Here is a 15,136-nt window from a genome sequence, read left to right on the forward strand (position 1 = left end):
TCGGGGCAATGAGGCAGCACGGCGTCCAAAGCCTGCCCTGGGAAGTGAGTGATCATGGCAACGCTGCATCGAAACGCCGCGGATGGCATTCATCGCATCGAACACGCCCACGTCAACCTCTACTTGGTGGAGGGGGACCACGGCGAGTACACCGTGGTTGATGCGGGTTTGCCCGGCGTGTGGCCGCATCTGGAGGGCCTATTGGGCGAAGTGGGCGCGAAACCCGACCAGATCGCCGCGGTCGTTCTCACGCACGCGCACTTCGATCACGTCGGCGCCGCCTCGGCCATCCAGAAAGAGTGGCACTTGCCGGTGTGGACGCACACCGATGAGCGAGAACTCGCAACGCATCCGCTGCGATATCAGCATGAGCGTAATCGCTTCGCGGTGCCCCTGACCCATCCTCGGTCGCTTCCGATCATTGCTCGCATGACACTGGCGGGCGCGCTTGTCACCCGAGGTGTCCACGACGTCGAGGTGTTCGACCACAGCCGTTCCTTGGAGGTGCCGGGTCAACCCGTCCCGGTGTTCACCCCGGGGCACACCTTCGGCCATACCGCGCTGCACTTTCCCGACCGAGATGCGGTGATCACCGGTGACGCCCTGGTGACGTTGGACCCCTACACGGGGGGGACCGGCCCGCAGATCGTGTCCGGCGCTGCTACGGCCGATAGTGCACAGGCCCTGGAGTCACTGGCGGTGTTGCGCAACACCAACGCCAGGATTGTGTTACCAGGTCATGGCGAGGCATGGACTCGCGGCATCGCCGACGCGACCGATCTCGCCCGGGACCGCGGGCCGCACTGATACCCAAGCGGCGACCGCAAGCCGCTAGGGACATCGATTCGAAGAGTCCGCTGCGCCAAGCGATTTCACCGGGTGTTCGATTGAAGTGCGGGCGGTGCGGTCGGGTGAGTTAGCCCGAATCGGCCACGTCCGCTCATAGCTGCGAACGCCCCCGGCTGTGCGGCCGTACCAGTCGGACCCGCGCCCCGCATCCGCACGAACCTGTGAGTTCCCTGGATATTACTCCCGAGTAACGACACCTTACTTGCAAGTAAGAAATTCGCTATTAATCTCATGTCAATCAACGGGGTGACCGTTGGTCATCGGGCAAATTAATCAAGGAGATTGCTATGGCGTTTGTCGTCGCGGCACCTGAATTACTGCAGGGTGCGGCCCAAGATCTGGCTGGTATTCAATCCTCGCTGGCCGAGGCCGCTGCGGCAGTGTCGGCACCCACCACGGGCGTCGTGGCTGCGGCTCAGGACGAGGTATCGCAGGCGATCGCTACGCTATTCGGCAACCACGGCCGGCAATTCCAAGCCTTGAGCGCTCAGGCGCAAGCGTTCCATCAGCAGTTCGTCGGGTTGGTGAATGCAGGTGCCAACGCTTATGCCACCGCGGAGGCGGCCAACGTCGAGCAGACGCTCCTCAGCGGCTTGACCGCCCCCGCCCAGTCCCTTTTCGGAAGTCTCACCGTCGCCTCGAATCTCGGCGGCGAAATCCAAGTAAGCGTCAACGCGTTGTCATCGGCGATCACCGGTGCTCCCGCGGCCCTATCGGGCGCTATTCAGACTGGGGGGCAATCACTTTCGCAGTCGATCGCCGGCTTCACCGCTAGCCTCGGGGCGCTGGAGTCCGGTGGCGCGCCGGGACTGATCACCGGCTTCAACAGTTTTGCGAATGCCGTGGTAGCGCCCTATCAAGCGCTGGCCACCAACACCATCAATAACTTGCAAGCCATCGGCAACACCATCGCCGCCCACCCATTCCCATTCTTGAATCAGTTGGCCAGCAACCAGGCCGGATATGCGCAGACGATCGCCTCGTCGATAGCCACCGGCATCCAAAACCTCCCCGCCGAGGTGGCCAGCTTGCCGGCGACCATCCAGGCCGGGCTGCAGCAGTTGTTGGCGTTCAACCCAGCCCCGTACGTACAAAGCTTCATCAACAATCAAATCGGTTACGCACAGACGATAGGCACAAGTCTGGTCAGCGCAGCCCAGGACTTCGGTGCCGGCGTGCAGACCTTGCCGGCAGGCTTTCAGGCGGCCGCCCTCGATCTGCTGGCGGGCAACAACGTCGCCGCCTACGGCGACATCAATTCGGCTCTGGTGAACGCCTTCCTGCCCGGCTTCAACGGGGTTCTCGTCGCACAAGTAGGGCAACTGGCTACGTTCGACATCGTGCCGATCGGCCCGTTGGGCGATCTAGCGCCGATCTTCGGTATCCCCGCACAGATGGCGCAGAACCTCACCAACCTTCTGCCCGCCGGTTCGATCCCGGCACAGATCGCCCAGAACGCGACGAATGTCCTTTCGGCTGCTACCAACTTCGGAACGACGCTCAGTATCAGCGACAAGGCCAACCTCACATTCGGCATACCTCTGCAACTCGTGTTGGACGGAATCGGCGGACCAGCCAACGCGTTGAGCGCCCTCAATTCCAGCTCGGTAGCGTTCCTCAGCGCTGTTCAGACCGGCAACGCGTCGGCGGCAGCCGCGGCATTGCTCGATGCTCCGGCTGTCATCGCCGACGGATTCCTCAACGGCACGACCGTCATCGCGCTGCCGCCAGCCTCGGTCAGTCTCTTCCCGGGCGCCACCCTTCCATCCACGACATACATCCCACTCGGCGGCCTTCTCACGCCGCTCACCCTTCCGCAAGTGATCGTCGACGTGGACGGGACGATGTTGCCGCTCATCCTCTCGGGAAACACCCCGCTCGGTGGCCTGATCCCTGGTCTGTTGAGCTTCGGTTCGCAACTCGCGCAGGCTATTACGCCGATCGGTTAGAGCCTTGACGGGAGGGCGCCGGTGCAGGCCGGCGCCCTTTCCGACTTATGCGCCGTGCCATCTAAGTATTGTGTACTATACTCAGCATGGTGGACAAAATTCCCGCGCGACTGGCCCAGCACCCCACGGTTCGCAAGGTGCGATCACGCTCGACGCCCCGTCCCGGCGTGCTGGACGCGGCCTGGCTGCGCGAGCTATGCCTAGCAGCCGGCGCTGACGATGTCGCGTTCGCCAGCGTCGACAATCCCGACCTCGCTTCTGAGCGAGAGCACGTCGATGCAGCGCTGCCGGGAACGAAAAGCTTCATCTCGCTGGTCGTCCGGATGAACCGCGACAACGTCCGGTCCACGGCACGCAGTGTGGCCAACCAGGAGTTCCACCGCAGCGGGGAAGTCATGAACGAGGCGGCGCATCGCATCGTGCGCCGACTCCAAGATGCCGGCTACCGCGCGCTCAATCCGTCGGCCACGTTCCCGATGGAAATGGACAACTTCCCCGGTCGCATCTGGGTGGTGGCCCACAAACCCGTCGCCGTCGCTGCGGGCTTGGGCGTAATGGGCATCCACCGCAACGTGATTCATCCCAAGTTCGGCAACTTCATCCTGCTTGGCACCATCTTGGTCGATGCTCCGGTCAGTAGTTACGGCCAGCCGCTGGATTACAGCCCGTGCCTGGAGTGCAAGCTGTGCGTCGCGGCGTGTCCCGTCGGCGCAATAGGAAAGAAGGGCGAATTCGACTTCGTCGCTTGCTCGGTGCACAACTACCGCGAATTCATGGGCGGATTCACCGACTGGGTGCAAACAATCGCCGACAGCAGCGATGCAACCGATTCCGTTCTCGGGTAAGCGATTCCGAAAACGCTTCCATGTGGCAGAGTTTGGCGTTCAAGCCCAACTACAAAGCCGCCTACTGCCTCGCGGTGTGTCCGGCGGGAGAAGATGTCATCGCCCCGTACCTCGAGGACCGCAAGGGCTTCATGGACATGGTCTTGAAGCCGTTGCAGGACAAGAAGGAAACGCTTTACGTGCTGCCCAACTCGAACGCCAAGGAGCATGCCGAACGCCGCTACCCGAACAAGCGGGTGAAAGTCGTCGACAGCGGGGTCAGCGGCCGCTAGCCGATTGCCGTAGATCGCTCAACGAATTCTTCAACCCGCCATCGATGCGGATCTGGATGGCGGCAACCGACACCATCACCGCCGCAGTGACCAGGTGCACTACCGCGTCGGTGGTGTTGTTGGGGAAGGTGAAGACATAAGCGACCTGATGGGAGAAGAACGCCCAAATACCCGGCAGCGCACCGGCTATCGCGGCCAGCAATAGATACAGCACCGACCACGACTTGCGCATCGCGAACGCGAAACCCGGCCCGAACAACGCCAAACCGGCGACGGCATGCCAGCCGTTGTAATCCATGCCGAGCAGTTGGATGGTCGGGGCGCTGGGTCCGGTCGCGAAGCTTGGTTCGGCGATCAGGCCGATCACCGCCTGAACGACGTGAAAAGCGCTGATGACCAGCAGGCCGACTTGGGCGAAGCTCCACTTCATTGTGTGCCTCCGTCAAACGGAATGGGACTCGATCGAATACTACGCCCTGTAGTAGATGCCCGACAAGAGATCTTGCCCGATTGACGAAATCGGTTAGTGAGACGTCATTCTGGCGGCGGAGGGGTCATCGACGCGATGTAATACGTCTCGTGCCCCGTCGGATATCCGCCGCCGTCAGTCGCAATATGCACATGGTCGTAGTGGTTCAGCGTTTCTGACCCGTAGTCCGCGGTCCAGCTACCCGAGCCAACGCCAGGGTAGATCTTCTGCCGCCAGATCACGTGGGAGATACCCCATCGCTTCGCGTTCGCCAGGGCATAGCCGGCGATCTGAGTCCCGAGCTCGATACCTTCTGGCGACTCGTGGTTCGGGATCATCACGTCGATGGCCAAACCGTTGGGGTGCCACTTCAACGCATCTTGCCGGTACCCGAAGATGGTCTTGATCTGAGGGAAGAGCACGCTGATAGCCCGCGCCGCCCAGATCGTCTTGACTTGCAATCCCTGCTCCGATGCCACACCGGCGGGCAAGGAGAGCTGAAAATCCTGGGCGGCCATTGGCGCGTTCGCCGCAAGAATCTCCGCTTCGGCGGGACTGGCGGTGTGCGTTGCACCGGCCGGTGGGGAGGCGGTCGCCGTCGGGGCCTGGGCCTGGGCCTGGACCTCAACATGACGCGGCGGCGTTTGGGCTTGCGCATAGACCATGGCGGCAGAAACGACGAGTGAGGCCGCGACTGCCAACCAGCGGCCTCTGCCGTTGGCTAACACGGCTGTGCCCACGAAAGAGCACTCTAGTGTCGTAAGCGACGCATGTGACAGATTTTGACAGCAACGGGAAAGATTCTCAGCTTCATGTTCTGGCCGGGCTGTCGGAGAACTCAGGACACCGCCCACCGTCGGCCGGTCTCTTGCGGCTGACCGCCATCTGCAAGCTCGGCTAGCGTCGTGCGGGCTGCCTCCTCGCCGGCGTGAGACACGGAATTGTTATAGATCTGGCCGCCGTGGGGTACGTCGTTCTCTGTCCCTTCAGATTGGAGCCAGCATGAGCGCGAGCGCGCAAACCGGGACCATCACCACACAGGTACCCGCACGACTCGACCGGCTCCCGTGGTCGAAGTTTCACTGGCGGATCGTCGTTGGCCTCGGTGGCGTGTGGATTCTCGACGGGCTCGAGGTCACCATGGTCGGTAACGTGTCGTCGCGGTTGACCGAGAAGGGCAGCGGCATCAATCTCACCCCGGCACAGATCGGTGTGGCGGCGGCCTTCTACATCGCCGGCGCCTGCGTGGGCGCCTTGTTCTTCGGTCACCTCACCGACCGATTCGGCCGTCGCAATCTATTCATACTGACCCTTGCGGTGTACCTGGTTGCCACGGTGGCAACCGCTTTCGCCTTCGCTCCTTGGTACTTCTACCTCGCGCGCTTCCTGACCGGTTCCGGTATCGGCGGTGAGTACGCCGCGATCAATTCGGCCATCGACGAGCTCATTCCGGCACGGGTGCGCGGTCGAGTCGACCTCATCATCAACGGAACCTATTGGTTGGGGTCGGCCGCCGGGGCCGCCGGCTCTCTGCTCCTACTCAACACCTCCTATTTTCCGCAAAACATCGGATGGCGACTCGCCTTCGGTATCGGTGCGATTTTCGGCATTTTCGTCCTGCTGGTTCGGCGCAATGTTCCGGAAAGTCCGCGCTGGTTGTTCATCCACAACCGCGACCGGGAGGCCGAGGAAATCGTCGGTCAGATCGAAGCCGATGTGCAGCGGCACACCGGCAAACCGCTTCCCGAACCGCGAGGTGAACCCCTCAGAATCCGCCAGCGCGAGACCATCTCATTCCGCGAGATCGCTCGGGTGGCCTTCACCCTGTATCCGCAGCGCGCGGTCCTGGGGTTGGCGTTGTTCATCGGGCAGGCGTTTCTCTACAACGGCGTGACGTTCAACCTGGGCACTCTGTTGAGCGGCTTTTATGGCGTCGCCTCCGACAAAGTGCCGCTGTTCTTCATTTTGTGGGCGTTGAGTAATTTTGCCGGCCCGCTTTTGTTGGGTCACCTGTTCGACACGGTCGGCCGGAAAAAGATGATCACCATGTCATACATCGGTTCTGCCGCCGTGGCGGTTGTGCTCGCCGTGGTGTTCCTTACCCAAACGGGCGGGGTATGGACCTTCATCGGCGTCCTCGCGGTGACGTTCTTTCTGGCATCCGCCGGCGCCAGCGCGGCGTATCTGACCGTCAGCGAGATCTTCCCGATGGAGACTCGGGCGCTGGCGATCGCTTTCTTCTACGCGTTGGGAACGGCGATCGGAGGCATCACCGGTCCGCTGCTGTTCGGTCAGCTGATCGAGTCGGGGCAGCGCGGCCACGTCGTCTGGTCGTTCCTCATCGGGGCTGCGGTCATGGCAATCGGCGGCTTGGTCGAATTGTGGCTGGGTGTGGCCGCCGAGCAACGCCCGCTCGAGGAGTTGGCGTTGCCATTGACGGTGGCCGACGCCGAACGGGAGGACAACGCAGACAAGACGTCGAGCTGAGCAAACACTGGCGAGGCCATCTCGCTAAGTGGTTCTCTTGAAGAATTGCCGCTGACCACCCGTTCGGGACGGTCACAGTTGAGAGGGTTCAAGTGGTCTTCCGCGCAGGCCAGGAGATCGGACGTGATCTTGCCGCCGTCGATTGGGCATCAACCCCGTTAGGGCCAGTGGACGACTGGCCGCAGAGCCTTCGCACCGCCGTCAACATCCTGCTCGCTTCCCGGTTCCCGATGTGGATGGGGTGGGGACCAGAGCTGACCTTCTTCTGCAACGACGCTTATCGCCGAGACACCCTGGGCCGCAAATATCCCTGGGCGCTGGGCCGCCCGGCCAGCGAAGTGTGGGCCGAAATCTGGCCGGACGTCGGACCACGGGTCGAGCACGTCCTGTCCACCGGAGAGGCGACCTGGGACGAAGCCTTGCTGCTCATCCTCGAACGCTCGGGCTACCCAGAAGAGAGCTACCACACCTTCTCCTACAGCCCGCTGCGTGACGAGGACGCGCGCGTAGTCGGCATGCTTTGTGTGGTCAGCGAGGACACCGCACGAGTCATTGCCCAACGGCGCATGGCGATGCTGCGCGACCTGGGGTCGGACCCGAGCGTCGTGCGTACCGAGCGAGAAATGCTGAACTTCGCCGCCGACCAGCTCGCCAACAACCCGTACGATCTGCCCTTCACTGCGACTTATCTGTTCGGCGACGATGGGCATGCTCAGCTCGCGGGAGTCAGCGGGATATCCCCGGGGCATCCCGCCGCACCGGAAACCCTTACCCGCGATGGCGATTCGATATGGCCGCTGGAGAACGCCGAGCAAGGTCAAACACAGCTAGTCGACCTGGCCGGTCGCGCCACGGACCTACCCGCCGGCGCCTGGCGAAAGCCGCCGATACAGGCGGTGGTCGTGCCGCTGCTACAGCAGGGCGGCGCACCGGTCGGTTTCCTGGTCGCCGGGCTCAACCGGTACCGCCCATTCGACGACGGCTACCGCGGCTTCATCGAGTTGGTTGCCGGACACATCGCCGCCGGGGTGGTGAGTGCACGCAGCTATCGAGCCCAGCAACAGCGTGCGGAGGAACTGGCCGAACTCGATCGCGCCAAGACGACTTTCTTCTCCAATATCAGCCATGAGTTTCGGACGCCGCTGACGTTGATCCTCGGACCGGTCGACGAATTGCGCACCAAGGCAACGGGAATCGACGATCGCACCCGTCAGGAATTGGAGTTGGTACACCGCAACGGACTGCGGTTGGCCAAGCTGGTCAACACGTTGCTGGACTTCTCCCGGATCCAGGCAGGCAGGATGCAGGCGCTGTTCGAGCCCGTCGACGTCGCCTCCCTCACCGCCGAACTGGCCAGCGTGTTCCGATCGGCCATCGAGCGGGCCGGTCTGACGTTCACTGTGGACTGTCCACCGCTCGACGAACCGGTGTACCTGGACCGGGAGATGTGGGAAAAGGTGATCCTCAACCTGCTCTCCAACGCGCTGAAATTCACCTTCGAGGGTTCGATCACCGTCCGGGTCGGCCGCGAAGGTGCTGAGGCGGTGGTCACGGTCAGCGATACGGGGATCGGCGTGCCTGCCACCGAAATCCCTCGGCTGTTCGAACGTTTCCACCGGGTGGAAAGCTCGCGAGCGCGATCCACCGAGGGCAGCGGGATAGGCCTGGCACTGGTCAGAGAACTGGTCGGGCTGCACGGTGGCACCATCACCGCGGAAAGTGTGGAGGGGTCAGGCACCGCCTTCACGGTGCGTGTGCCCTTCGGCACCGCTCACCTGCCCGCCGACGAGATCGGCTCACCGCAGTCCGCCCGTGCCGTTTCCGGGGTGATCGCCCAACCGTATGTCCAGGAAGCCCTGCGGTGGCTGCCCAGTGGCACCACACCGGCGGACACCGGCACCACCGCCACCATGACGGCCATCACCCCGGCCGAAAAAGTTGGCGAGCGGATCCACGTAGTGGTCGCAGATGACAACGCCGACATGCGCGAGTACCTGACCAACTTGCTACGAACCTCAGGCTATGAGGTAACGGACGTCACCGACGGCAGCCAGGCGCTCGAAGTCATCCGCTCGCAGTTGCCCGAACTCGTCATCAGCGACGTCATGATGCCCAACCTCGACGGGCTGCAGCTGCTTGCGGCGCTGCGCAACGACCCACGCACCGCCGCCCTACCGGTTCTGCTGCTGTCCGCTCGCGCCGGGCAAGAAGCTTCCATCGAAGGGTTATTAGCGGGAGCCGACGACTACCTCGTCAAACCTTTCGCCGCTGCAGAGCTTCTCGCCCGGGTGCGCGCCAATGTCGAATTGGCTCGCTTGCGCGGCCATCAGTCCCGCTGGCGTGCGGCGTTGGTGGACTCATTGCAGGAGGCGTTTTTCGTCTGCGACGAAGACGGTGCCGTCATCGAGATCAACACCGCGTTCACCGAAATACTCGGCTACGGTCCCGAAGGATTGCCGTACCACCCCGTCCATCCTTGGTGGCCGAACAAAGAGACCGACTCCGAAGCGTTCCGGCAAGTTGAGGTCGCGTTCGAGGGGATGTTGAGCGACACCCACGGCACGTTCACCGCTCCCATCACGCACCGCGACGGGCAGCGCCGCTGGGTTGCGGTGACTTTCAACCATGCTGAAGATCCCGACTCGGGCCGGCGGGTGATGGTAGGCACCTTCCGCGATGTGACGGCCGAGCATTATCTTGTGCAACGCCAAACTGCTCTTGCTGCGCTCAATCAGCAACTGGCGCAGGCAGATACGCTCGATGACGCACTGCACGAGGCCACCGCCGAGCTGCTGCGGTTATGGCAGGCGCGGCGAATACTTGCCATAACCTTCGGCGATGCCGGGAAAACGGTCCCGCCGCATGTTGTGTGCGCCGGAGAACCGGCACAATGGAGCGACTTGCCAGCGCAACTACAGCAACGCATTTCGTCTTTACGTGAGGGCGACCTGCTCACTCCGCTCGCCGAGGAAGCCGGCGCGGCGGGTATTGCATTGCAGCATCCCAACGGTGTGTTGGTCATTTGGGTGGAGCTCGCCGAGCACCGGCCGTTCACCCCGGAGGACCAAACCTTGTTGACGGTTCTCAGCGGACGGCTCGGTCAGGGTCTGCAGCGCGTCTATCAATTGGACCAGCAACGCGAAACCGCCGTCGCACTTCAGCATGCGATGCTCGGGCCCGCAAGTCTCCCTGAGGGTTTCGCGGTGCGGTACCACCCCGCGAGCCGACCACTCAAGGTCGGCGGGGATTGGTATGACGTCGTCGACATCGACAAGGGCCGCGTTGCGTTGATCGTCGGTGATTGTGTCGGTCACGGCTTGTCCGCCGCCACGGTGATGGGTCAGTTGCGCAGCGCCTGCCGGGCCCTGCTGCTTGAGCAGACCAGTCCCAGCGCCGCGCTCACGGGTCTCGACCGGTTCGCCGCGCGGTTACCGGGGGCGCGCTGCACCACTGCATTCTGCGCGGTCCTCACCCTTGACACGGGTGAACTGGTGTATTCCAGCGCTGGGCATCCGCCGCCCATCTTGGTGCACGCTGACGGCACCAAAGCAAGGCTCGACGGCGGGCATGGGCTGCCCTTGGCGCTGCGCCCGGACTGGTCGCGGACCGAAGCGCGGGTGACCATGCCGCCGCGGGCGACGCTGCTGCTCTATACCGACGGGCTGGTGGAACGCCGCGGCCGCTCTATCGACGACGGTATGGACCGAGCTGCCGACGTGGTCCACGGCGGCCGTTCCGACTCCATCGACGAGGTGGCGGACAACTTGATGTCCCGGCTGGAACCGGGGGGTGGTTATCCGGACGACGTCGCCGTCCTGCTTTATCGCCAACCCGCACCGCTGACCATGAGATTCGTGGCCGACGCCAACCACTTGGGACCCAGTCGTGCCGCTTTGCGTAGCTGGTTGAGGCAGGCGGGAGTCGAACCCGAGCAGATCCAAGACGTGCTCATCGCCGCCGGCGAAGCCGTGGCCAACGCGATCGAGCATGGTCACCGTGACCGACCAGAAGGCACCGTCCTGTTGCAGGCCACCGCCGTCGTGGACCGGCTATGGGTGACGGTCACCGATTCCGGCAGCTGGAAACCGCCCCGCCAGACACCTGGGGTCAGTCGGGGCCGCGGCATCACCCTCATGCGAGGGCTGATGGAGGACTTGAGCATTCACTCCGATGACACTGGCACCACGGTGCAGATGTACGCGAGGATCGCCTGATGGCCACGCAGCTCTCCGTGAACACCGACCGTGGTGTGGACGGGCGGCCGAGAGTGACCGCGACGGGGGAGATCGATCTCAGCAACATCGAACAATTCACTCAAGCGCTCAGCTCCGCCAGTGAGGGCACCCGCAACCCGATCACCATCGACCTCAGCGCGGTGAGGTACGTGGACAGCGCGGGCATCAACGCCCTGTTCGATCACGCGGATGAAGTCGACCGGCTGCGAGTCATCGTGCATCCGTTGATGGTTCGGGTCCTCACCATCAGTGGATTCAGCAAGATCGCGACCGTCGAGATGACCTCGGCCGCTGACAATAGCTAGGGCGGCAGCGGACGCGGATGACGGAGCCGGAGACGCCGATGCGTCGGCAGGTGCGTGCGGTCGTGCGAGCGGTGGTGCGTGCGTCGGCACCCCGCCCGGCGTCGGCGGTGCGTGCGGCGACAAATTTCAACCAAGGTTTCTGGCCCGCGCTGTGGTCAGAAATCCGCTGGGCGTTCACGCCGCCGCGAACCTGGTTATCGGGTGTCGTGGCGAATCTATGTCTGGCGGTGGCTTGGCTGGCCGTGCAGCCGCTGGCCTCGCATGGTCATCAAACGCGTCATTACCACCATCACCACTTGGACTGGGTGGTGTTGGTCAGTACCTACTTCTCGTCTTTTGTGCTGGCCGACGTCACCACGACGAATGTCCTTGGCGGCGACCATTATCGCGTCGTCAAGGGACTTGCCGCAGGCACGCCGCTGTGGCGGGTGCTGTTGATCAAGAACATGGCGCTGCTCGTGCTGGTGGGGATGCCCACCCTGGTGGTGGCGATGGCGTTGACGCTGCAGCTGGAATCACCTCAGCGCCTTGCGGTTACGATTCCCAACGTCGCGGTGCCGATCTTGTCGTGGCTCGGTGTCGGCAATCTCGTCTCGGTGCTGCATCCGGTGGCCGCTGAGCCGCTGATCCGGCGGTGGCGGCAGCGCCACGACCTGCGCCGGACCAGCGCCTGGCTTGCGGCGGTGACCTTGCCGTATGCGGTGTACTACGTCGCCGACCCGATGGACGGCGTCGAGCACAAGGTGTTCTGGACCCAGCTTCCGGCGGCGATCGGTCCTGTGTTGGGGCGAGACACGAAAAGCTTCGTGCACCTGGGGTTCGCCACAGCGGTCTGGATAGGCGGAACGGTCGCGGCCGAGATGTGGGTCCGCAAACGCGGCCTGCAGATGAGATGACTACCGGGGTGGACGGTCGATCTCAGCGATGCTGCCGTCCGGGCCGACGACAATGGACCCGCTCCGTCGCGTGTTGTCCGAGACGTGGATGTTGAGGTACAGCGTGCCGTCTTTGCGGCTTTCGATCGCCAAGAACGTCTCTGGCGCGTCGAAGAGCGCCAGAGTAGTGGGCGCCTCATGTACCACGCCCAGCACCGCTTGCACGTCGAACCGACTGAGGTCACCCACACCGGAGCCGGAAAAGACCGCTGTGCTCGGTCCCTGGTTCGCCCAGGTGCCGTTGCGGTAGACCCATTGCACGATCTTGTGGGCATTGGCGGTGTCAGGTCGCTGGACGACCGCCTTGTCCTGGTAGACGTTGAGCTGGTAGCCCAGCGTGTCGCCGAACTGCGTCCGCATCTGGGCGAGCAGCTCGGTGAGCCCGGTGAGCGTCAGCATTTGCGGGGGAGCCGGTGCGATCGGCTTCGTCGGGGCGATTGCGGTGTCGCCGACACTGACGATGGCTGCGGGCGGAGCCGGAGGGTGCGCTGACGCAGCGCTCGAGGTCGGCTTGGGGTGCAAGCCCCAGGCAATCCCAGCGCCGAGCACCACCACCGCCAACCCCACCGCGACGCGAATGCCCCAGGTGCGGTTGGACGACGTGCGCGACGGCGGCTGGGTCGGTAGCTTTCGATTCTGCAGATCGGACACGAGCGTCTGCAATTCGCCCAAGGTAAGCGCCTTGGTCGCGGCGCTCACCCGCTCGCGGTGCTCTTCGGTCGACAGTTGTCCGTCTGCGAGCGCCGCGTCGAGCAGTTCGCATGTGTCATTGCGGTCGCTATCGGCGGCGCGAGTGTTTTCGCTGACCACAGCGACATCGTAGGATGCCACGCGGCTTTGCGCGCTGGTTCGGCTATCCGGCTGTCACGTCATTACCCCTCACCGCGGCTCTAGCCGTTAGCCTTATCCCGGCACGCCACCGCGTACTCCGGTTCGCCGCGCGTGGATGGCTTGATGAGGAGTCGGGATGGGTGACACCGCGGAATCGCGGGAAGGTACGCAAGTCGGACCGTATCGGTTGCGACGGCTGGTAGGTAGCGGCGCCATGGGCGACGTCTACGAAGCCGAAGACACCGTGCGTGAGCGCGTGGTTGCGCTGAAGCTGATGTCGCGGTCGCTGTCCGGCGACCCGGTCTTCCGAGCCCGCATGCAGCGCGAGGCGCGCACGGCCGGACGTCTGCAGGAACCGCATGTGGTTCCGATTCACGACTACGGCGAGATCGACGGCCAACTGTATGTGGACATGCGCCTGATCGACGGCAAGGACCTTGCCGCAACGATCAAGCGCTATGGTCCGCTGCCCCCGCCGCGGGCGGTGGCCATAGTGCGCCAGATCGGGTCGGCGCTGGACGCCGCGCACGCCGCCGGTGTCACTCACCGGGATGTCAAGCCGGAGAACATCCTGATCAGTGCCAACGACTTCGCCTATCTGGTCGACTTCGGAATCGCCAGCGCCACCAACGACGAGAAGTTGACCCAACTGGGCAGCACGGTCGGGACTCTGTACTACATGGCGCCGGAGCGCTTCAGTGACGGCGAAGTCACCTACCGGGCCGACATCTACGCATTGGCGTGCGTGCTCTACGAGTGCTTGATCGGGTCGCCGCCGTTCCGGGGCGATCAGCTCAGTGCGATGGGAGCCCATCTTCATCAACCGATCCCACGGCCCAGCGCCGCCCGGGCGGGCATCCCGGTCGCTTTCGACGAAGTGATCGCCCGTGGCATGGCCAAAGATCCGGCCGACCGGTATGCGACTTGCGGTGATCTGTCCGCAGCCGCCTATGCGGCACTGACGACGCCCGACCAGGATCGGGCCAGCGACATCTTGCAACGCAGCCAAGAGGCACAACTGCCAGCGGGATTCGCCAATCCTTCCGCTTTCTATCCACCGCCCACCCACACACCGTCGAGCCATAGTGTGCCGCCGGGTTCGGCCTGGCCGGCACCCTCGGGTGCGTGGTCACCGGCCGCCCCCAGCGCCGTGGCGCCTGGGCACCAGACGGGGTGGGCCGGGGCTCCGCCATGGGGTCAGCCGCCGCAGCCGAGCGGTGGGTTGTTGCGCAAGCCGTGGTTATGGGCCGGTCTGGCCGTCGTCGTGGTGCTGGCCCTCGCCGGCGCCCTCATCGTCGCGCTCGTGCATCCGCCCCGTCCCGGTCCGCCGGGGCCGACGTCAGCGTCGCCTTCCGCGGCGCCGCCGGACGCGGTGCAGCTGCAAGTTCTCAATGACGGTGTGCTGGTTGGCAGTTCGACGGCACCGAACACTATCGATGTGTTCAACGAACCGATGTGTCCGCCGTGCGGCGCCTTCATTCGGTCATATGCGACCGACATCGACGCCGCGGTGAACGGCAGGAAGTTGGCGGTGCGCTACCACCTGCTCAACTTCCTCGACGACAAGTCGCACACCAAGAATTACTCGACCCGCGCGGTTGCAGCCACCTACTGCGTCGCCGCGCAGAACGACCCGAAGGCCTACACCAGCTTCTACTACGGCCTCTTCGCGAGCGACTTCCAGCCGCAAGAGGGCGCGGCCTCCGACCGCACCGACGCCGAGCTTGCCCATCTGGCACAGACCAGCGGTGCCAATACTTCGGCCCTCAACTGCATCAAGTCCGGCGCCGACCTGGGCACCGCTCAAGCAAAAGCCACCAACGCCGACGCGACGCTGGCGAGCCTCAACGCCAGCGGTACGCCGTTCGTATGGGACGGATCCAAGTCCATCAACATGCAAGATCCCAGCTGGCTGACGAAGCTGACCGGCTGAACATGCGGGATACCCTGCCCCGAGCC

Annotated in this window: 10 protein-coding genes and 1 pseudogene; 8 read left to right on the forward strand and 3 right to left on the reverse strand. The window is 63.9% G+C overall.

The annotated features are described in order from the left end of the window. Nucleotides 1–54: 54 nt before the first annotated feature. The 3 genes and pseudogenes from I2456_RS12585 (at nt 55) to I2456_RS12595 (ending at nt 3,915) form a co-directional block, all read left to right on the forward strand. On the forward strand, nt 55–807 hold the full coding sequence (locus I2456_RS12585; RefSeq protein WP_085075234.1) for an MBL fold metallo-hydrolase: 753 nt from the start codon (nt 55–57) through the stop codon (nt 805–807). 329 nt (nt 808–1,136) lie between these two features. After that, nucleotides 1,137–2,798 (forward strand): PE family protein, encoded by a 1,662-nt coding sequence (locus I2456_RS12590; RefSeq protein WP_085075235.1) that lies wholly within the window; start codon nt 1,137–1,139, stop codon nt 2,796–2,798. An 86-nt stretch (nt 2,799–2,884) separates the two neighbouring features. Beyond that, nucleotides 2,885–3,915 (forward strand): annotated as a pseudogene (locus tag I2456_RS12595) (epoxyqueuosine reductase). Here the strand turns inward: I2456_RS12595 and I2456_RS12600 are convergent. Continuing rightward, nucleotides 3,902–4,345, reverse strand: a complete 444-nt coding sequence (locus tag I2456_RS12600; protein ID WP_085075236.1) for a DUF4383 domain-containing protein — start codon at nt 4,343–4,345, stop codon at nt 3,902–3,904. The pseudogene I2456_RS12595 and the gene I2456_RS12600 overlap by 14 nt on opposite strands. A gap of 104 nt (nt 4,346–4,449) precedes the next feature. Further along, nucleotides 4,450–5,124, reverse strand: a complete 675-nt coding sequence (locus I2456_RS12605) for a VldE C-terminal domain-containing protein (protein ID WP_085075237.1) — start codon at nt 5,122–5,124, stop codon at nt 4,450–4,452. Nucleotides 5,125–5,386: 262 nt separating this feature from the next. On the opposite strand from I2456_RS12605, the gene I2456_RS12610 reads away from it, so the two are divergent. From I2456_RS12610 to I2456_RS12625, 4 genes are all read left to right on the forward strand, one after another. Beyond that, nucleotides 5,387–6,871: an MFS transporter gene (locus I2456_RS12610; protein WP_085075238.1), complete on the forward strand. Its 1,485-nt coding sequence runs from the start codon at nt 5,387–5,389 to the stop codon at nt 6,869–6,871. Nucleotides 6,872–6,963: 92 nt separating this feature from the next. Further along, nucleotides 6,964–11,085: a SpoIIE family protein phosphatase gene (locus I2456_RS12615; protein WP_241007925.1), complete on the forward strand. Its 4,122-nt coding sequence runs from the start codon at nt 6,964–6,966 to the stop codon at nt 11,083–11,085. Next, nucleotides 11,085–11,411: an STAS domain-containing protein gene (locus tag I2456_RS12620; RefSeq protein ID WP_085075240.1), complete on the forward strand. Its 327-nt coding sequence runs from the start codon at nt 11,085–11,087 to the stop codon at nt 11,409–11,411. The genes I2456_RS12615 and I2456_RS12620 overlap by 1 nt, the downstream gene beginning before the upstream one ends. A 17-nt stretch (nt 11,412–11,428) precedes the next feature. Further along, a complete protein-coding gene (locus I2456_RS12625) occupies nt 11,429–12,307 on the forward strand; it encodes a hypothetical protein (RefSeq protein WP_174814193.1) in 879 nt (292 codons plus the stop codon). Here I2456_RS12625 and I2456_RS12630 read toward each other — a convergent pair whose 3' ends face one another. After that, entirely contained in the window at nt 12,308–13,156 is an 849-nt protein-coding gene (locus I2456_RS12630) for a DUF1707 SHOCT-like domain-containing protein (RefSeq protein ID WP_163703833.1), read from the reverse strand. Between the two features lie 157 nt (nt 13,157–13,313). Here I2456_RS12630 and I2456_RS12635 point away from each other — a divergent pair, with 157 nt between their 5' ends. After that, the gene (locus I2456_RS12635) at nt 13,314–15,110 is read left to right on the forward strand and encodes a serine/threonine protein kinase PknE (protein ID WP_085075242.1); all 1,797 of its coding nucleotides are present in this window, start codon (nt 13,314–13,316) and stop codon (nt 15,108–15,110) included. Nucleotides 15,111–15,136: the final 26 nt, after the last annotated feature.

The sequence above is a fragment of the Mycobacterium kubicae genome (assembly GCF_015689175.1).
In the GTDB taxonomy this organism is placed as follows: Bacteria; Actinomycetota; Actinomycetes; order Mycobacteriales; family Mycobacteriaceae; genus Mycobacterium; species Mycobacterium kubicae.

Excerpts from the sequence above, each read along its gene's own strand:
- I2456_RS12585 (WP_085075234.1), top strand. The coding sequence starts at position 55 with ATGGCAACGCTGCATCGAAACGCCGCGGATGGCATTCATCGCATCGAA.
- I2456_RS12590 (WP_085075235.1), top strand. The coding sequence starts at position 1,137 with ATGGCGTTTGTCGTCGCGGCACCTGAATTACTGCAGGGTGCGGCCCAA.
- I2456_RS12600 (WP_085075236.1), bottom strand. The coding sequence starts at position 4,345 with ATGAAGTGGAGCTTCGCCCAAGTCGGCCTGCTGGTCATCAGCGCTTTT.
- I2456_RS12610 (WP_085075238.1), top strand. The coding sequence starts at position 5,387 with ATGAGCGCGAGCGCGCAAACCGGGACCATCACCACACAGGTACCCGCA.
- I2456_RS12620 (WP_085075240.1), top strand. The coding sequence starts at position 11,085 with ATGGCCACGCAGCTCTCCGTGAACACCGACCGTGGTGTGGACGGGCGG.
- I2456_RS12625 (WP_174814193.1), top strand. The coding sequence starts at position 11,429 with ATGACGGAGCCGGAGACGCCGATGCGTCGGCAGGTGCGTGCGGTCGTG.
- I2456_RS12635 (WP_085075242.1), top strand. The coding sequence starts at position 13,314 with ATGGGTGACACCGCGGAATCGCGGGAAGGTACGCAAGTCGGACCGTAT.